The 17,717-nt window shown below is 70.5% G+C and carries 13 protein-coding genes and 1 pseudogene; 7 read left to right on the top strand and 7 right to left on the bottom strand.

The genetic code is table 11. The annotated features are described in order from the left end of the window. Positions 1-71: 71 nt before the first annotated feature. Positions 72-839 carry an IclR family transcriptional regulator gene (locus FNH04_RS49005; protein WP_322723012.1) on the top strand — a complete coding sequence of 256 codons (768 nt, stop codon included), beginning with the start codon at positions 72-74 and terminating at the stop codon, positions 837-839. Positions 840-924: 85 nt separating this feature from the next. Here FNH04_RS49005 and FNH04_RS13625 read toward each other — a convergent pair whose 3' ends face one another. The 3 genes from FNH04_RS13625 to FNH04_RS13615 form a co-directional block, all read right to left on the bottom strand. Next, entirely contained in the window at positions 925-2,793 is a 1,869-nt protein-coding gene (locus FNH04_RS13625) for a caspase, EACC1-associated type (RefSeq protein ID WP_152783855.1), read from the bottom strand. Further along, positions 2,790-3,344 (bottom strand): effector-associated constant component EACC1, encoded by a 555-nt coding sequence (locus FNH04_RS13620; RefSeq protein WP_152783853.1) that lies wholly within the window; start codon positions 3,342-3,344, stop codon positions 2,790-2,792. Before FNH04_RS13620 ends, FNH04_RS13625 begins: the two co-directional genes overlap by 4 nt. A gap of 171 nt (positions 3,345-3,515) precedes the next feature. Then, entirely contained in the window at positions 3,516-4,199 is a 684-nt protein-coding gene (locus FNH04_RS13615) for a CPBP family intramembrane glutamic endopeptidase (RefSeq protein ID WP_152783851.1), read from the bottom strand. Positions 4,200-4,300: 101 nt separating this feature from the next. Between FNH04_RS13615 and FNH04_RS49620 the strand changes: the two are divergent. From FNH04_RS49620 to FNH04_RS13595, 5 genes and pseudogenes are all read left to right on the top strand, one after another. After that, positions 4,301-4,450 (top strand): annotated as a pseudogene (locus FNH04_RS49620) (spherulation-specific family 4 protein); the annotation flags it as partial. Next, positions 4,447-5,247 (top strand): endo alpha-1,4 polygalactosaminidase, encoded by an 801-nt coding sequence (locus FNH04_RS13610; RefSeq protein ID WP_152783849.1) that lies wholly within the window; start codon positions 4,447-4,449, stop codon positions 5,245-5,247. The pseudogene FNH04_RS49620 and the gene FNH04_RS13610, both read left to right, overlap by 4 nt. A gap of 561 nt (positions 5,248-5,808) precedes the next feature. After that, positions 5,809-6,483, top strand: a complete 675-nt coding sequence (locus FNH04_RS13605) for an expansin EXLX1 family cellulose-binding protein (RefSeq protein ID WP_152783847.1) — start codon at positions 5,809-5,811, stop codon at positions 6,481-6,483. Positions 6,484-6,545: 62 nt separating this feature from the next. Next, on the top strand, positions 6,546-7,565 hold the full coding sequence (locus tag FNH04_RS13600) for an alpha/beta fold hydrolase (protein ID WP_152783845.1): 1,020 nt from the start codon (positions 6,546-6,548) through the stop codon (positions 7,563-7,565). 237 nt (positions 7,566-7,802) lie between these two features. Continuing rightward, positions 7,803-9,278, top strand: coding sequence for a DUF1996 domain-containing protein (locus FNH04_RS13595; RefSeq protein ID WP_152783843.1), 1,476 nt, complete (start codon positions 7,803-7,805; stop codon positions 9,276-9,278). 94 nt (positions 9,279-9,372) lie between these two features. Here FNH04_RS13595 and FNH04_RS13590 read toward each other — a convergent pair whose 3' ends face one another. The 4 genes from FNH04_RS13590 to FNH04_RS13575 all read right to left on the bottom strand — a co-directional run bounded on the left by FNH04_RS13590 (position 9,373) and on the right by FNH04_RS13575 (position 17,348). Further along, the gene (locus FNH04_RS13590) at positions 9,373-10,878 is read right to left on the bottom strand and encodes an FAD-dependent monooxygenase (protein ID WP_152783841.1); all 1,506 of its coding nucleotides are present in this window, start codon (positions 10,876-10,878) and stop codon (positions 9,373-9,375) included. Between the two features lie 2 nt (positions 10,879-10,880). After that, positions 10,881-12,092 carry a cytochrome P450 gene (locus FNH04_RS13585; protein WP_152783838.1) on the bottom strand — a complete coding sequence of 404 codons (1,212 nt, stop codon included), beginning with the start codon at positions 12,090-12,092 and terminating at the stop codon, positions 10,881-10,883. Positions 12,093-12,519: 427 nt separating this feature from the next. Beyond that, positions 12,520-13,974, bottom strand: a complete 1,455-nt coding sequence (locus FNH04_RS13580) for a glyceraldehyde-3-phosphate dehydrogenase (protein WP_322723011.1) — start codon at positions 13,972-13,974, stop codon at positions 12,520-12,522. A gap of 179 nt (positions 13,975-14,153) precedes the next feature. Next, entirely contained in the window at positions 14,154-17,348 is a 3,195-nt protein-coding gene (locus tag FNH04_RS13575) for a glycoside hydrolase (RefSeq protein WP_322723010.1), read from the bottom strand. Between the two features lie 104 nt (positions 17,349-17,452). Here FNH04_RS13575 and FNH04_RS49395 point away from each other — a divergent pair. Next, a partial coding sequence (locus tag FNH04_RS49395) for an ROK family protein (protein WP_152783872.1) occupies positions 17,453-17,717 on the top strand: 265 nt, incomplete at its 3' end.

Here is a 17,717-nt window from a genome sequence, read left to right as displayed (position 1 = left end):
CGTTGGCGGTATCAGTGAGCGCTGTCAACCACTGAGTGGGAACCCTTTCCGTTGAGTGGTAATTTGTCGCTGTGAGTACCAGTGAGGTGCCGAGTGACGTCGTCGGCCGTGCGATCCGGCTGCTCGTCCTGGTCGGCGAGCATCCGAACGGCATCACGCTGTCGGCGCTGGCCCGTGAGAGCGGCGTCCCCGTCAGCACCGCGCACCGGCTGGTCAACTCCCTCTGCCGGGAGGGCCTGGTGGAGTTCGAGACCACCGGCAAGCGCTACAAGCCGGGTCTGCGGCTGTTCCAGCTCGGTCAGCAGGCGGGCCAGGTGTACGGATTCGCGGGGACCGCCCTCCCCGTGATGCAGCGCGTGACGCGGCAGACCGAGGAAGCCACCCTGATGTCCGTACTCGACGGCACGCGGCACCTGTACGTGCACTACGTGGACGGCCCCCTGCCGGTCGGTGTGCGCAGTGAGCCGGGCCGCCACGGTCCGCTGCACTGCACCTCGATGGGCAAGGTCCTGATGGCCTTCGCCCCCGACGATGTACGCGCCGACCTCCTGGACCGCGTCGAGCTCACCCCGTACGGGCCGAACACCATCACCGACCGCGACGTCCTGCGCGAAGAGGTCGCCCGTGCCGGCGAACGCGGATACGCCACGGCCGACGAGGAGCACCATCCCGGTCTGCGTGCCGTGGCCGTCCCGATCACGCGGCCCGACGGCAGCGTCTTCGCCGCCCTGTCCACCGCGGCGCCCGCCTTCCGCCGCAGTGTGGACGATCTGGTCGCCATGGTGCCGGTGCTCCAGGCGGCGGCCTCCGAGCTGGGGGTCAGGCTGCCCGCCCGCTGATCCGGACTCAGACGGTTCCCCCGAACCCCGCGTGACCCCGTCACGCGGGGGCCGTTCACGCCGCTGCCGGCCGCCGCGTGCCTCCTCAGGAGACGTCGACCGCGAGGGCGTAGAAGCGGGTCGTCTGCGTGCTCTCCCCGTTGTCGTCGGACACGAGATACAGCGCACGCCGCCCCTGGTGCCTGCCCTCGGTGAGCCGGGGGCCCAGCGCCATGCCTTCGATGTTGTCGAGGAGGGGATTGGCCTGCGGCTGCTTCTGTTCCGCCCCGGAGGGCGGGCACCGGCCCACGTCGACCAGCAGGCGTTTCGTCGCGAAGGCGGAGGACGGCGCGGACTGGAGGGACGGCATCCCGCTCACGTCCGGCAGCCCGGCGAACGAGACCTCGTGGATGTGGATGCTGTTGCCCTGCCCCTCGGTGAAGCCACGCTCCAGTGCCAGGAACCGCTCGCCCCGGCCCGTCGCCACGAGGTCCGCGAGCTCCAGTCCGGAGGCCGTCTCGTAGGCGACCTCGCCGTCCGCGACGTACCGGCCGCCCGGCTGCCCCGTGTAGCGGAGGATGCGTATCCGGTTGCGTCCCTGGCGGGTGCCGTCGGCGGACAGCGGGCTCTGCAGGCCGACGTACAGGCGACGGCCGTCAGGGGAGAGGGCCATCGCCTCGAAGGCCTCGCTCGTGCGTGCGGTCTCGAAGCGTTCGGGGACCGGCAGGTCGGCCGTCAGCCTGCCGGTCGTGAGGTCGAAGCGGCCGATCGACGGGCCGGCCTCCGAGGCCACCAGGGCGGTCCTGCCGTCCTTCTCGAGGACGAGGGCCTCTCCGTCGAGTTCCTCGTTGCCGTATGCGCTGCCGTCTTCGCGCCGCAGCCGTGTCATCGCCGTGATCCGGGGCTCGGGCGGCTGCCCCGGTGTACCCAGCGACAGGCGGAACAGCACGGGCCGCGAGCTGTCGGTCAGCGACAGCGCGGTGGAGGGGCCGGTCAAGGCGAGCGAGGAGAGGCCGTACACGTCCTGCTTCTGGAACTTCGCCTTGTCCAGCCGGTCGGAGAAGCCGAGCAGGGAGGCGCGCGACGAGCAGACGTCGGACGAGGCGCCGTCGCCCCCGGGCCACCACAGCGGGACCGTCGCCCCCAGGGCCGCCAGCACGGCCCCCACCGCGACGGCTGCCAGACAGCCCTTCCTGTGCCGGGGACCCGGATCGGGCGGCGCCTGGACCGCGACGTTGTGCACGAAGGGAAGCGGACCGAGGCGGCCCCGGTCCTGCACCTGCGGTACGGGGCGGCGCTTGTCCCGCAGGGAGTCCCGGACCTGGTCGTAGATCATGTCCAGGGTCAGGCAGGGCTCCCTCTCCTGGCCGTTCTCGCCCGGAACCCCGTGGTGGAGGATGTGGACCAGCTCTCCGGTGAACGCCGTGCACTCCTCGTCGCGCGGGGCCAGCGCCTTGACGTTCTCCGCGGACGAGGTCAGCACGTAGGTGCCCCGCACACCGGCCGCCGTCGACAGCGGGGTCTCCGGGGCCGACATGTCGTCGATGGCGCGTCCGCTGTAACAGCAGTCGAGAATGACCACGCGACGCCGGGCCCGGCTGTGCTCCAGGAGGGCCTCGCGCAGCCACTCGTACGGCACCGCCGTGTGCCGCTTTCCGTGCTTCGACCCGGCGAGGGTGAGGTGCAGGGCGCCGTGCCGGTCGACGAATCCGTGACCGGCGTAGTAGACGATCAGCGTGTCCCGCGCCAGGCCGGCCGCGTCGATGACCGGGTCGATCAGCTCGGCCGAGGTCGTGGGATCGGCCACCGTGACACACCGGTCCTTGGGCAGGCCCAGGATCCTCCTGTCGGACAGCGCTTCCCTGAAGCGGGTGAGGTTGTTCGCGACCGTCGGCAGCTTGGGCATGTGCCGGTAGGCACTGACACCGATGAACACGGCGGCTGAGGCGCCGGGATCGGGCAGGGCCTCGGTCACTGGTGGCCGCCCTCGGGGGACGGTGGTGTGTCCTCGGGCTCCGGCGGGTCGGAGGGACCGGACGGTGGACCCGCTCGACCTGCCGGCCCGGCGGGGTCATGCCGTGGGGCCTCGTCGTCCAGGTCCTGGAGGCTCCGCAGAAGGTCCTGAACGCCGGCGAGGTCGGTGCCGGGCGGAAGTACGACGCGTACGCCGTTGCGCTCGACGGTCACCGGCGACCGGGGCCGCTGCGCCTGCCGCCACGCCAGGATCGCCACGCCGAGGGAGCCCAGGTTGAACGTCACGTCGAGGACGAGCTGCACGATGTCGAAGGCGAGGCCCATGCTGTCGCCGACCTCGCCGACCTCGCCGACCTCGCCGACCTCGCCGGCTCCTTCGGTCTCGTCGGTTCCTTCGTCCCCGTCGGTCTCGTCGTTCCGGGCGCGCTCGGTGCGCGGGCGCAGTGAGATGTCGGCGTAGGGGTGGATCTCCTGATCTCTGATCAACCAGTCGTACAACTGCTTGAGTTCGACGCCGTCCGGATCGTCGGACAGTCGAAGCCTGACGTCCATGCCCTTCCTTCGCCCCCTGCCGGGTCGGGCCACAATGGATCGCTGACTGATCGGCTGTGTGCCAACGACCCGTCATTCCGGGGACGTTGACCCGCCAACACCAGCATACGGCCGTCCGGGGCGCCACTGCAGGCACGCGAACCGCCCTTTCCGCGCCCCCCTGACTTGTCCCTATCCTCCGCCTCTCCTCCACGGCGCGGCCCAGGCCAGCACATAGCCGAGACCGTTCAGAGCCCAGTGCAGTGCCGCAGGCGCCACCAGGCTGCCGGACCGGCGCCGCAGCTCGCAGAAGCCGACACCCGCGACGGCGGTGCCGGCGACGGCTGCGGCGACCGTGAGCGCGGAGCCCGTGCCGAGAGCCCCCACGGCGGCGTTGGCCCGGGTCAGGCCCCGAGAGGGCAGTACGTGCCAGAGGCCGAACAGCGCCGACGAGACGGCGGTGGCCCAGGCCGTACCGTGACGGCGCCGGATCATGGCCCACAGGACACCGCGGAAGGCGGTCTCCTCCAGCAGTACGGTGCCGAACGGCACACGGACCAGTACCTGCCACAGCAGCTGTCCGGCGGAGAGGCTCGCGGCGCGTTCGTCCTGGAACGCCTCCCTGGTGGCCGGTACCGCCAGGGCGAGCAGGAAGACGGCGAGAACGCCCCCCGCCAGGACCGGTGCCCAGCGCAGCCCTCGGCGCAGGCCGGGCGCGTCGAGCCCCAGGTCGGCGCGGGTGAGGCCGTCCCAGCGGGCGATCAGCAGCAGCGCCACGGCCGCGGTCACGCAGGTGAGCACGTAGGCGCCCGGCGCGAGCCAGTTGTTGAGCAGGTTCGCACCCACCAGGACGGCGAGGACACAGGTCATCCGCATCGTGTCACCAGGGTCCCTCGAATCGTCCGTGAGCCGGGAACGGAAGGGGTCTGCGGCGCGTACGGTGCCCGCCCGCCGCCGGGCGGAAACCGGCCGATGGCCACCTGGTCTACGGTGTACCCGAGGCGCTCGTACCGCTCGCCGTCCGTACCGCGCACGAGCGGGGTGCGGGCGCATGCGGTCCGGTGACGGGCGAACCACCCAACCCCTGGGCCCAGTTGACGCCCGCGCTGACCGGAACGGAGCGATGAGGAAAACGGCACGCGCCTGCGCGACCCTGATGGCCGCGCTGGCGGCTTCGGTGTCGGCCGCCTGTTCCGGTACCACCGGTACGGAGCGAGCCGCCGACGCCCTGTGGAAACCCCGCCCCGGCCTGGCCTGGCAGTGGCAACTGGACGAGAAGGCCGACCCCTCCGTCGACGTGCCCGTCTACGACATCGACGGCTTCGAGAACTCCAAGGCGGACGTGGCCCGTCTGCACCGCGACGGCCGCAAGGTCATCTGCTACATCAACGTCGGCGCCTGGGAGGACTTCCGGCCCGACAAGGACGCCTTCCCGCGCTCGGTGCTCGGCGAGCCCAACGGCTGGGAGGGCGAGCGATGGCTGGACATCCGGCAGATCTCCGTCCTGCGGCCCATCATGGAACGTCGCTTCGACATGTGCCGCGACAAGGGCTTCGACGCGGTCGAGCCCGATCTGGTCGAGGGCTACGACAACGACACGGGCTTCCCGCTCACCGCCCGCCACCAGCTCAGGTACAACCGGATGATCGCGGACATCGCCCACGAGCGCGGACTGTCGGTGGGGCTGAAGAACGACCTCCCGCAGATCCCCCAGCTCCTCGACGACTTCGACTTCGCGGTCAACGAGGAGTGCGCGCAGTACGACGAGTGCGGGGAGCTCACCCCGTTCATCGAGGCGGGCAAGGCGGTGTTCCACGTGGAGTACACGGAGCCGAGAAGCAGCTTCTGCGCCGAGGCCCGCCGGCTGAAACTGTCGTCGATGGTGAAGCGGCCGGAACTCGACGTGTGGCGGGACCCCTGCTGAAACAGGGGCTGTCGGAGTGTGTGCCCCGCCGGCCCGCCGGACAGGTGCCCGGCAGGCCACCGACCGCTTCCGGGATCAGGTCGGTCGCCCGTTCCGCTCGGCCGGGCCCGAGTCGCCACACTGCTGGTGCCCGTGGTCCCGTCGAGCCGGACCACCTCGGTGCCGGAGCCCGCGGCGGCCGAGAGCTGCTCACCCCGGTGGGCGGGAGACCTGGCCCCGGCACAGACCGTCGCCGTCGCGCTCCGGCGCGAACTGCCACAGCTCGGCCAGGTACTCGATGCGGTATTCCGCGACCGGCGTCCCGGCGACCTCGTCGAGCAGCCAGTGGACATGCTCGCCGGTGATGGCCGTCGTGCGGCGCGCGGCGGCGGGACGCCGCAGGGCAGGGCAGTGAAACCGGCGATGCGCCGACTCCTCAACGGGGCGGGGGTTTCCACGGACGACTTCCGGCCCCGTGAGAGCCCCGGAGCCATGGCTGTAATTGCACTTTCAAGTGATCTTTCGCCGGTGCCAGGATCGCGGTCGCCCGAGCACGCCCCACCGTCCTCGAAAGGCACCCGCATGCGTACCAGGCCCCTCACTCTTCCCGGTGTCGCCACAGCCCTCCTGTGCGCGACGGCGTCACCGGCACACGCCTCCGTCCAGCCCGGCACCACCTACTCCGGCGAGGGCACCTTCTACGGCGCGACCGGCGTCGGAAACTGCCTGTACGACGCCACCGGCGACATCGGCATCGCGGCCCTCAACCACACCGACTACGAGACCTCCCGGATGTGCGGGGCGTACCTCCAGGTCAAAGGCCCCCGGGGCGAGATCACGGTGAAGATCGTCGACCGCTGCCCGGAGTGCGGGCCCGGAGACATCGACCTGGGCGAACGCGCCTTCGCCCGTATCGCCGACCCCGTGGCCGGCCGGGTGCCGATCACCTGGAAGCTGGTGAGCCCGGACATCGGCGGGACGGTCGCCTACCGCTACAAGGAAGGCTCCACACAGTGGTGGTGCGGCATCCAGGTGCGCAACCACCGCAACCCCGTCGCCACCCTGGAGGTCCGCACCGGCTCCACCTGGCGCCAACTGCCGCGCCGCGAATGGAACTACTTCGTCTCGGAGGACGGCACCGGCTGCGGCTCCGACATCCGTGTCACCGACATCCACGGCCAGACGCTCACCGACACCGGTATCGCCATCAGGCCGAACGTCGACCAGCCCGGCCGGGCCCAGTTCGGCATGCGCTGACGGCCCGTCGTACGGCTGGGGGCCCTCGGCGGCGCAGAGGGGACAAAACGTATCCTTCAAGGATGACCGCTCATCGCGTGGTTGACGTGAACGGCATCCGGCTCCATGTCGCGGAGAGGGGCGAGGGCCCCCTCGTCGTGCTGCTGCACGGTTTTCCCGAGTGCTGGTACTCCTGGCGCCACCAGTTCGGCCCGCTGGCCGCCGCGGGCTACCGGGTCGTCGCCCCCGACCAGCGCGGATACGGGCGCAGCGACCACCCGGAGCGCGCCGACGCCTACAGCATCCTGCACCTGGTCGGCGATGTGGTCGGCCTCGTCCACGCGCTGGGGGAGGAGCGGGCGTTCGTCGTCGGGCACGACTGGGGCGCCCCGGTGGCCTGGCACACCGCACTGCTGCGGCCCGACATCGTGCGTGGCGTCGCCGGGCTCAGCGTTCCTCCGCCGTTCCGGGGCGGGCGGCCACCGCTGGCCGCCATGGAGGACAGGTTCGGCGGACGGTTCTACTGGAACTACTTCGCCCGGCCCGGCGTCGCCGACGCCGAGCTGGGCCGCGACGCACGCACCACCCTGCGGAGGGTCCTGTACGCCGCCTCCGGCGAGGGCCGCAGGGCCGGCGGTGACAGGCAGCCGCTGGTCGAGCCGGGGCAGGGCTGGCTCGACGGCATGCCGGACCCGCAGGAGCTTCCGGACTGGCTCACCGAAGAGGACCTCGACGTCTTCGCCGAGAGTTTCACGGAGGGCTTCACGGGTGCGCTCAACTGGTACCGCAACATCGACCGCAACTGGGAGCTGACCGCTCCCTGGCACGGCACGGTCGTCAGCCGGCCCGCCTTGTACGTGTACGGCGACAAGGACGTCGTCCCGAACTTCCCCGGTGCGCTGGAACTCATCGAGAGGCTTCCCGAGTTGATGCCCCGCCTCGTGGGTAGGCCCGTCATGCTGCCCGGCTGCGGCCACTGGACCCAGCAGGAACGGCCGGACGAGGTGAACACGGCGCTCATCGACTTCCTCACGGAGGTCACGGAGGTCACGGAGGTCACCGAGGCCGCGGAGGGTACGGAGGGCGCGAGGTTCACGGGCTGAGCAGGGCCGAGCAGGGCTGACGGGGGCCGACGACCCCCGCGTACACCCCTGATATCACCCGGTATCGGCGATTGCCCGGCCCTCCGGCCGAGTCAACTACCAATGCCCGCTTTGCGGTTGGAGGAAACCACGAATCTGTGAATTCGCTGAACATCCGGCGCTGACATACGTATCGGAGAGAGCTTCGCCCTTACCCGGCCAGCCCTACCGGCTCCGAAGATGTGTCAGAGAGGCATGATGAGACGCAACTCGCGAAAGAGATCGAACACCACCGTCCGGGTGGTGGGCGGCGTGGCCGCAGTGGCCATGGGGGCCGGTGGCATCGTGGCGGCCAACATCTACGCCTCGGCCGGTGAGACCAACACGAAGGCCTCCGCCCAGAACCAGGCGGCGGGAGCGTCCACCATCGACTGCCCCGATGTCGGCCAGCAGCTGAAGTCGGTCCCCGCCCAGGCCAGGGCTCAGGTGGACAAGGAACTCGCGCTGCTCGACAAGCAGATCTCCGAGGCCTACCAGCGCCTCTCCACGTCCCAGCGGGCCATCCAGCAGGACGCCAACTTCGCACAGAACGCGATCGTGGGCCCGCTGAAGGACAAGCGGAAGGCGACGATCGACCGGATCGCCATCGCCATCGGCCGTGTGGGCACCAAGCCGCAGGGCCTCGACGCACTGGCCGCCTGCAAGCTGAGCACCACCGGCAACAACACCAACGCCGGGCAGGCCGGCAACAACCAGGGTGGCGGCAACCAGGGCGGCAACAACCAGGGTGGCGCCAACGGCAACGCCGGGCAGGCCACCAGCGGTCCCGTGGCCGCCGACTTCGTGGACATCACCAAGGTCCAGCCCAACGTGAGCACGCCGCGCCGGTCGGCGGGCGCGTCCAAGGGCACGTTCACCACCAAGTGCGGGGTGAACAAGAACAAGCTCTACAACTCCGACAACGTCATCGTGGCGCCCGGTGTCACCAACGGCGCGCACCACGTGCACGACTACGTCGGCAACCAGTCCAACGACGCCTTCGCCACCGACCAGGACTTCGCCAAGGCCAGGACCAGCTGCCAGAACCAGGGCGACAAGTCGTCCTACTACTGGCCCGTGCTGCGTCTGCAGGACGGCACCAAGGAGTTCGACGCGGACAAGCTGGGCGGCGGCGCCGAGGGCAACGTGGGCCGCATCCTGACGGCCCGGTCGTCCACCCTGACCTTCGTCGGCAGCCCGCGCGGCAAGGTCGTGGCGATGCCGAAGTTCCTGCGCATCATCACCGGTGACGCCAAGGCGTTCACCAACGGCCCGGCCAACGCCAACGCCTCCTGGAGCTGCACCGGCTTCGAGAACAAGGTGCAGCTGAAGGACAAGTATCCGCTCTGCCCGTCGGGCAGTGACGTGGTGCGGACCTTCAAGTACCAGAGCTGCTGGGACGGCGCGAACATCGACAGTGCCAACCACCGTACGCACGTGGCCTTCGCCGACGCGGGCGGCAACTGCCCGAGCGGCTTCAAGGCCATCCCGCAGCTGGTGCACCGCCTGGTGTACGACGTGGACGCGCCCAGCGTGAAGGACGGCGGCAAGACCCGTCCGTTCTTCGCCGTGGACGGCTTCCCCGAGCAGGCGCACAAGCCGATCACCGACCACGACGACTTCATCAACGTCTTCAACGAGCAGACGATGAAGAAGGCGGTCCAGTGCATCAACACCGGACGCAAGTGCAGCTGAGTCCGGAAGCCTGAAGCACCGATGGGACAGGTGCTGAGGCACCGTTGAGGAAGTGGTGGGCGTCGTCCGTGCGACGCCCACCACCCATCTGCGCCTACGCCGGGGTTCCCCGCAGTCCCACCCGCAGTCCCACCTTCGCCAGATACCGGGTGAGGTGCGCGGAGTCCCGGGTCGCCAGGCCGATGTGACCGTCGGGCCGGAGCAGGAACAAGCCCCTTCCCAGCTCCTCGGCGAGCGGGCTGTCGGTCACTCGGTGGACGTGGGCGCCCGTCGGCACCCGGGTCGGCTCGCAGTCCACGGCCAGCAGGGTGAACTGCGGGCCTCTCAGCAGCTCGGACAACGGTCGCGGACCGTCCCCGCCCACCGTGACGCAGGGCAGGTCGGGTGCGCGGTCGCCCGCCCGGGCGGCGGTGGGGGACAGCCGCTCTCGTGTGTCGCTGCTCAGGGGACTGTCGCGGTAGTGCACCGACAGCAGATGGCTGACCCGCCCGCGATGGCGTGCCTGCCGGTCCGCTCCCTCAGGACGGCGGCCGGCCCGGTACAGCCGCGCACTGAGCTCCAGGACGTGGGCGGCGACGGGCCGGCGCTCGGCCTCGTAACTGTCCAGCAGCTCGGCCGGAGCACGGTGGCGCACCACCTGCCCCAGCTTCCACCCCAGGTTGTAGGCGTCCTGGACGCCGATGTTGAGCCCCTGCCCGCCGCCGGGCGGGTGGACGTGGGCGGCGTCTCCGACGAGGAACACCCGGCCCTCACGGAAACGTTCGGCCAGCCCCGTACGCGGCTTGTAGTAGGACATCCACGGCACATCGGTGACGGCGTCGGCGGGCAGATGGGTACGGGCGGCGATCATGTCCCGTACCGTCTGCGCGGTGGCGGCGGCGTCCGGGCCGTCGATCCGGGCGCTGAGCTGGAAGTCGTCGGTCCCGGGAAGCGGGCACAGCAGCAGCGAACCGCCCGGGGCGTCCGGCCAGACGTGCCAGTGGCCGCGGTCCAGGCCCCGAACGCGCACGTCCGCCACCACGGCCGGACGCAGACCGCCCTCCTCGCCCCTCATGGCGATGCCGAGGGCCTCGCGCACGGTGCTGCGACCACCGTCGGCACCGACCAGATACGGCACGGTCAGCGTCTCGTGACGGCCGTCGGCATGCGCCAACTCGGCCTGTACACGCTGGTCCGTCTGACGCAGGGACACGAGCCGGGCCCCGAACCGCACCGTCCCGCCCAGACCGAGCAGACGGTCCTTCAGGATCTCCTGGGTACGCCACTGCGGAACCATCCACGGCTCGGGATAACGGGAGACCGGCGCCTGCGGATCGGGCTCGATCAGCTTCCACGCCTCGCGGTGCCGGCCGTCCCGCCAGGTCCGCATGGGCGGAAAGGGACCACCGGCGGCGCGCAGCGTCTCCATGACGCCGAGGTCGTCGAAGGTCTCCTGGGTACGCGGCTGGATCCCCTTGCCCCGCGAACCGGCGAACAGCTGGTGGGCCGCCTCGATGACGTGGGTCCGCACACCGCGCCGTACCAGGTCGCAGGCGAGGGTGAGTCCGGACGGCCCGGCGCCGACGACCAGGACCTCCATGTCGGACACCGTGTACGGCATGCTCACCAGGCCAGAGGAAGGGCGAGGGGGAAGCGGCGGATGGTCCGGGTGTCCCAGCGGAGCTCGTCGGCGGGTACGGCCGGCCGCAGTCCGGGGAAGCGGGCGAGGAGGCCCCCGACGGCGCTGTGCAGTTGGGCCGTGGCCAGCGGGGCGGCGACGCAGTGGTGCCCTCCCCAGCCGAACGTCATGTGGGCGTGCCGGGGCCGGTCGGCGTCGAGGGAGTCCGGGGCCGGGAAGACGTCAGGATCGCGGTTGGCCGTCAGGTAGGAGACGTGCACGTAGTCCCCCGCGGGGATGAGGGTGCCGGCGACCTCGACGTCCTCCAGGGCCACGCGCGGGATGCCCACACCCTTGCGGAACGGGATGAAGCGCAACAGCTCGTCGATGACCCGCGGCAGGTCCGCCGGGCGCCGGGCGGCCTCCAGCAGGGACGCGGGGCCGGTCAGCAGGGTGTAGGTCAGATTGCTGATCTGGCAGGTGGCGGTGTCGTTGCCGCTGAGGATGAGGGTGACGGCCAGGACGGCGAGTTCGTCGTCCGAGAGCGGGGCCGTGCCGTCCTCGGCGGGGGCGGTCGCCAGGGCGGTGAGAACGTCGTCACCGGGCGTCCGGCGGCGCTCGGCGATCAGGCTCGCGAAATAGGAGCGCAGACGAGCCTTCGCCCTGGCTGCCGCCGCACGCCCGTCCAAAGTGGTGACCAGCAGGTGCCGGGTGAGCAGCAGCAGCTCGTTCCGGTCCTTCGGGGGCACGGCCAGCAACTCGCAGATGATGTGCTGCGGCAGCGGATCCGACAGATGCGTGACCAGGTCGGCGGGGGAGCCGTGCTCCTCCATCTCGTCCAGGAGCCCCTCGACGACCCGGTCGATGGCCGGGCGCATCAGGGCGACCCGCTCCTTGGTGAAGGCCTGCGTCGCCGCGTGGCGCAGCCGGGTGGAGGCCGGCGGGTCCATCACGTTGACCGACTCGGGCGAGACGATGGGCTCCGGGGTCATCCGCGGGTAGTCCCGGCCGACGACGGCCGCCCGGCTGAACCGGTGATCGGTCGTTACCTGCCGTACGGCGTCGAAGGTCGTGACCAGCCAGGCCTCACCGCTTCCGTACGGCAGCCGGATCCGGGTGACCGGACCCCGCGCCGCCAGGTCCGCCAGGACCGGGTCGAAGTCGAGACGGTCACTGAACTCGAAGCGGCACCGGACCGCCGGCGGAGTGAGCCCCATGAAGTCCTCCTACGGGTGGGGCGGTGATCCGTTCCCGATGACGTCCGCGCCGAATCAGCCGCGTGGGGCCGTGCGGACAGCCGCGCGGTACGGCCGTCGCCGAAGTCACGCTTTCGACGGAACCCGATCGGGCTCACACGGGTTCGTGCGGGTGGGCCGTCCACGGTGGAGGGTGTGCCGGGCGCGGGCCCGGGAGTTCCGGGTCGTCACGAGCCAGGCTCAAGGGTCCCTGTCACGCCCTCTCCGAACCGCGCCTGGCCGCCCGGGGCCTGTGGCGGCACCCGTTCGCCCCGACCCCGGCACCGACCGCGCGGATGCCGGTAGCGAGCCGGCCGGCGACCGGCCTGCCGACGCCGGGCAGAGCACTCGGGGGCCGTACGCACCTGCGGTTGCCCGCCGTACGAACGGCCCCCGAGACTTTCGGGAATCAGGCCTCCGGCGCCGGGTAGGTGGGGTACTCCACCCCGGAGACGTGCTGGACGACACGGATGACCTGGCAGGAGTAGCCGAACTCGTTGTCGTACCAGAGGTAGAGGATCGCGTTGTCGCCGTCGACCTTGGTGGCGCCCGAGTCGATGATCGAGGCGTGGCGCGAGCCGATGAAGTCGCTGGAGACGGCGTCGGGGGCGGTGGTGAAGTCGATCTGACGCTTGAGCGGCGAGGTCAGCGAGACATCGCGGAGGTGGTCGAGGACCTCCTCGCGCGTGGTCTCGCGGCCGAGCCTGAGGCTCAGGATCGCGATCGAGACGTCCGGCACCGGGACACGGATCGAGCTGCCGGTGATCGGCGCCTTGAGGTCGGGCAGCGCCTTGGCCACGGCGGAGGCGGCACCCGTCTCGGTGATGACCATGTTGAGCGGCGCGGAGCGGCCGCGGCGGTCGGCCTTGTGGTAGTTGTCCAGCAGGTTCTGGTCGTTGGTGAACGAGTGGACGGTCTCCACGTGGCCACGCAGGACGCCGTACTCGTCGTCCATCGCCTTCAGCGGCGGGACGATCGCGTTGGTGGTGCAGGAGGCGCAGGACAGGATCTGCTCGTCCGGCTTGATCGTGTCGTGGTTGACGCCGTGGACGATGTTCGGGACGTCGCCCTTGCCCGGAGCGGTCAGGACGACCTTGTCGACACCGGGACGCAGGTGCTGCGACAGGCCCTCGCGGTCGCGCCACTTGCCGGTGTTGTCGATGAGGATGGCGTCCTTGATGCCGTACGCCGTGTAGTCGATCTCGGACGGGTCGTTGGCGTAGATCACCTTGATCTCGTTGCCGTTGGCGACGATCGTGCTGTTCGCCTCGTCGACGGTGATCGTGCCCTGGAACTGGCCGTGAATGGAGTCACGGCGCAGCAGCGAGGCCCGCTTGACGAGATCCTCGGCGGCCCGGCCCCCGCCCCCGCGGACGACGATGGCACGCAGCCGCAGGCCGTTGCCGGAGCCCGCCTTCTCGATGAGCAGCCGGGCCACGAGCCTGCCGATACGGCCGAACCCGTAGAGGACGACGTCGCGTCCCTCGCCGCGCTCGATCTTGTTGGCTCCCGTGGCGCCGGCGACGGCCTCGGCGGTGAACTCCTCCACGGACAGACCGCGGTCGTCGGTCCGGTAGGTCGCGGCGAGCATGCCGATGTCGATCTGGGAGGGACCGAGGTCGAGCGTGGTGAGCGCCCGCAGGAACGGCAGCGTCTCGGTGACGGAGAGCTCCGCACCGGCGATCTGACGGGCGAACCGGTGGGTCTTCAGGATGCTGACCACCGACTTGTTCACCAGGGAGCGGCTGTGCAGCAGGACCGTGACGTCCCTCTCCCGGTGCAGCTTCCCGATCATCGGGATCATCGACTCCGCGATCTCCTCGCGGGTCTTCCAGTTGGTGAACGAGTCCTCGTTGAGAGTCACAGTCTTATCTTTCGAGCTAGGCGGCGCTCATATGCTAACCCCCTGCCTTTTTGGTGATGCGATCGGGTCAAATGTTCAGAACTGTGGCCGAAAACCGGCCCGGAGGGAGACGCCGGAGAGGCGCCGGAGAGACGCCGGAGGGGGAGCCGCACCAGGGCGGCTCCCCCTCCCGACGAGCTTCAGCGCCGTGCCAGTTCGACCCGGTACTTCCGTGTCTGCGAGCCGTCCTCACCGGTCACCGAGACGACGGCCACCGTCCGGCCGGACTCGTCGGCACGGTCGACGGCGACGGTGGCGTAGGGGTCGCGCGCCGTGGCCGTGACCGTGCTCCGCTTCGGGTTGTCGGTGACGACCCGGTACTCGGTCGTGTCGGGGTCGAACGAGGGGACGGGGACCCCGGCCACCTCGACCGACGCGGCGGCGGCGTCCGAGGAGACACCGGGGGTCCTGGCGTACACCTCGATCTCGCTCAGGGTGATGTAGCCGCCCTGACGTGCCGTCATGACCACACGGACCCCGGTCACCGGTCCCGACTCCAGCGGTACGTCGACCACCGGCGTGCCCTCGGTCCCGACCTCGATGGCGTCGCTCGCGTCGGACCACGTCCCGTCAGCGGTCTTCCGCACCTGCACCTTGAGGCTCGCCGGGAAGGAGGCGTTGGCCCCGTCGCGGTGGAAGTGCGCCACGACCCGGTGGACGTCGCGTGCGGCCGGCAGGGTGAACGTGATGGTGTCGGACGGGTTCTTGGTGTTCCCCGGCTTCCAGTTGGACCACGCCTTCTCCGACAGGTCGCCGTTGCGCAGGCGCTCCGCGGAGTACCCGCTCTCGGTAAACGTCGCGTCCACCGAGACATCGTCGTCGGGCGCGATGTTGGCCGACGCCGGTTCGGTGACCTGGACGCGTACGGACGCGTCGACCGTGCCGCCGCCGACGACCTGCGCGGTGCCGCGCAGCGTCACGACCCCGGTGGCGTCGAACGCCCCGTCGGGCGCCTTGTCCCAGGTCACCGGAAGATCGGCCCTGCCGCCGTTCCTGCCGACGCCGACCACCGTGGCCGGCAGCTCCGGCTCACCGCCCACATAGGCCTTGGCACGGCCGGGGAGGGTCGAGGCGATCGTGTCGACGGTGACGACCGCCTTCGCCGCGATCTTCCGCCCGAGCGGATCCGTGGCCCACCCCCGGACCCGTACCGTCCCGGCTTCGCGCCACTTCCGGTCCGACGGGAGGTCCCACACCACGGGCAGGGAGCCGCGAGCGCCGTCCCGGAACACCGGCGTCACCGTCTCCGGGAGCTTCGGCCGCAGGCCGGGCACGGTGAACGCCTCGACCGTGGCGGTGCGCAGCACCGTCTCGTCGGTCACGGTCCAGCGCTGGTTCGCCGCCGAGGTCGGGGTGTACGTCGACACCTTGGCGCCGTCCGCGGTGGACTGCCCGGTGACATCGAGCAGGCGGCCCGTGGCGGCGTTGACGAACGTCCATGTGCCGTCGCCGGTCGTCGACATGATCCACTGCGCGGCTTCGGCGACCTGGCCGCCGTCCGGGTCCTCCAGGACGGCCTGGTTGTCGCGCACCGTGAGCCGTTTGCCGGTCGGGGCGTGCGTGAGGGCGTAGCGCTCCCGGTTCCCGGTGCCGGAGGTGAGCTTCCTGACGGACCACAGCTGCCGCGCACTGCCGGCGTCGGTCGTACGGATGACGACACCGCTGCCGTCCTCCGACGGAGCCGACGACTTCCCGCTCTGTGCACCCTGCAGCCGGTACACGTGGCCGGACTGGACGAGGGCGGCGTCCTTCGCCACCCCGCTGACGCCGTCGACCAGGAAGGTGGTGACCGACTTCGCGGGGACGGCGAGCGTGGCCGACCGGTCGGTCACCCGGACCGGCGTGCCCCGCACGAGGGCGCCGTCGGCGCTCGTCACGACGGGGGTGACGGTGGCCTTCTTCGTGATCTCGCCGAAGCGCGAGAGATCGAGGGTCACGGAGCGCGCGGACGTACCGCTGTTCACGTGCACGACGCTCGCCGCGCGGCCGGACTTCCTGACGGCCGCGACGCTCGAGGGATCGTCGACCTTCACGAAGTGGTCGCCGGGGCGGATGTGGTGGGTGAAGTTCCGGATGGTGTGGAACTTGGAGTTGGCCCGGACCGGGCAGGTCTCCAGGGTGTCCTCGGCCGTGCAGTTGAACGGGACGTGGATGCTGCCCCAGTTCTTGCCCGCAGCGGCCTGGGGGATGGAGTCCTCGACCGGCTGCCAGAACACCCAGGCGGAGGGCTCCAGTTCGCGCATGTCGTCGACCATGCGGGTGGCGATCCCGAGCCCCGGTTCCATGCTGGTGAAGTCGGTGCCCGTGCCCCAGGTGCCCTCGACCTCGCTCATCCAGAGCTTCTTGTCCGCGCCCTTGGCGATGTCCCGTGCGCTGGTACGCATGCCCGTGCCGTAGGTGTGCACGTTGAGCTGGGGCACGGCGGCTCGTGCGGGGGCGCCGTAGCCGTTCCAGTTCTGGGTGAAGATGGTGGGGTTGGTCTCGTCCATCGCGGAGATCTCGGCGTCGGTCCTCGCCTCGCCGAGCGCCTTGTCCAGGGCGAGGAGCACCTTCTGCTGGAGTTCCGGCCCGGCGTGCGCGCCTTCCTGGCGCCCGCCCGTGGGCTGGCCGTCCGCTCCGAGCTGGGTGCCCCAGTAGGGCGTGTTGGGCTCGTTGAGCGGGGCGATGGTGTCGAACTCGATGCCGTGTTCCTTCTCCAGGCGCTCGGTCACGCGCACCAGGTAGGTGGCGAAGTCGTCGACCCGGTCGGCGCGGATCTGGTCCGCGCTGGAGTCGAAGCCCCCGGAGACATAACCGCTGACCGTCTGGAACCAGGGCGGTGAGTTGCTGAACGCCTCCCAACGCGTGATCTTGTCCTTGATCTGGTCCACCCACCAGCGCTGGCCCGGATCGGCGTCCCAGTCCCAGTGGTCGGGATTGTTCGGGTCCCACCACTCCATGTCCTTCTGGGTGGTTCCCTCGGGGGCCTTCCAGAAGCCCTCCATGGTCGCGCCCGCCTTCATGTAGTTCTTGCGGACATCGGGGGCGTTGCCGCCGCCGATGTTGTACCGCGCGATGTTGAGACCCAGGCCGTCCTCGCCGAACAGCATGTCGGCGAGCCGTCTTCGGATGGGATCCGGATAACCGCCCGTGGCGTTGGCGAACCAGACGAGGCTCGTCCCCCACCCCTCGAACCGCTGCTGCCGGTAGGACGGGTCGATCCGCACGGTGACCGCGCTCTGCGGCGAAGAGTCGGCGGTGGCGGCGGTGGCGGCGGGCGAGGCGACGAGACCCGCACCGAGCACCAGGGTGACGGTTGGTGCCAACGCCCGGATGAGGCGATGTCGGCTGGACACGGCACTCCCTTCCACAACACAGAGGCGAACAGAACCGATCAGAAGCAGTCGGGCTCAACGATGTTTGATGACGGAAATGGACACGTCAAGATGCCGGGGTCAGCCTGTGCGCGGCCGGATTCCGCCCGCGGCTCCTACCGCCGGACGACAGCCTCGACTCCATCGCCGTCGCCCGCGAGATCTTCCGTTTCGCCGAGGAGGGCGACACGGAGGCCCGTGCCGTCATCGAACAGGAGGGCCGCACCATCGGCGAGGCCATCGCCACGGTCTGCGCCGTCGTCGACCCCGAACTCGTCCTCCTCGGCGGCCCCATCGGCAGCCACCCCGCCCTGCTGGCCCGCGTCCGCGAGGCGGTGAACGCCCTCGCCC

Origin of the sequence: Streptomyces phyllanthi, from assembly GCF_009377205.1 — a bacterium.
Classification (GTDB): Bacteria; Actinomycetota; Actinomycetes; order Streptomycetales; family Streptomycetaceae; genus Streptomyces; species Streptomyces phyllanthi.
Note: the sequence above shows the minus strand (reverse complement) of the source record. Positions and strands in the feature narration are given on the sequence as shown.

Bases quoted from the DNA above. Each gene is read 5' to 3' on its own strand.
- FNH04_RS13600 (WP_152783845.1), top strand. From the start codon at position 6,546: ATGACCGCTCATCGCGTGGTTGACGTGAACGGCATCCGGCTCCATGTC.
- FNH04_RS13615 (WP_152783851.1), bottom strand. From the start codon at position 4,199: ATGCGGATGACCTGTGTCCTCGCCGTCCTGGTGGGTGCGAACCTGCTC.
- FNH04_RS13585 (WP_152783838.1), bottom strand. From the start codon at position 12,092: ATGGGGCTCACTCCGCCGGCGGTCCGGTGCCGCTTCGAGTTCAGTGAC.
- FNH04_RS13605 (WP_152783847.1), top strand. From the start codon at position 5,809: ATGCGTACCAGGCCCCTCACTCTTCCCGGTGTCGCCACAGCCCTCCTG.
- FNH04_RS13610 (WP_152783849.1), top strand. From the start codon at position 4,447: ATGAGGAAAACGGCACGCGCCTGCGCGACCCTGATGGCCGCGCTGGCG.
- FNH04_RS13595 (WP_152783843.1), top strand. From the start codon at position 7,803: ATGAGACGCAACTCGCGAAAGAGATCGAACACCACCGTCCGGGTGGTG.
- FNH04_RS13590 (WP_152783841.1), bottom strand. From the start codon at position 10,878: ATGCCGTACACGGTGTCCGACATGGAGGTCCTGGTCGTCGGCGCCGGG.
- FNH04_RS13620 (WP_152783853.1), bottom strand. From the start codon at position 3,344: ATGGACGTCAGGCTTCGACTGTCCGACGATCCGGACGGCGTCGAACTC.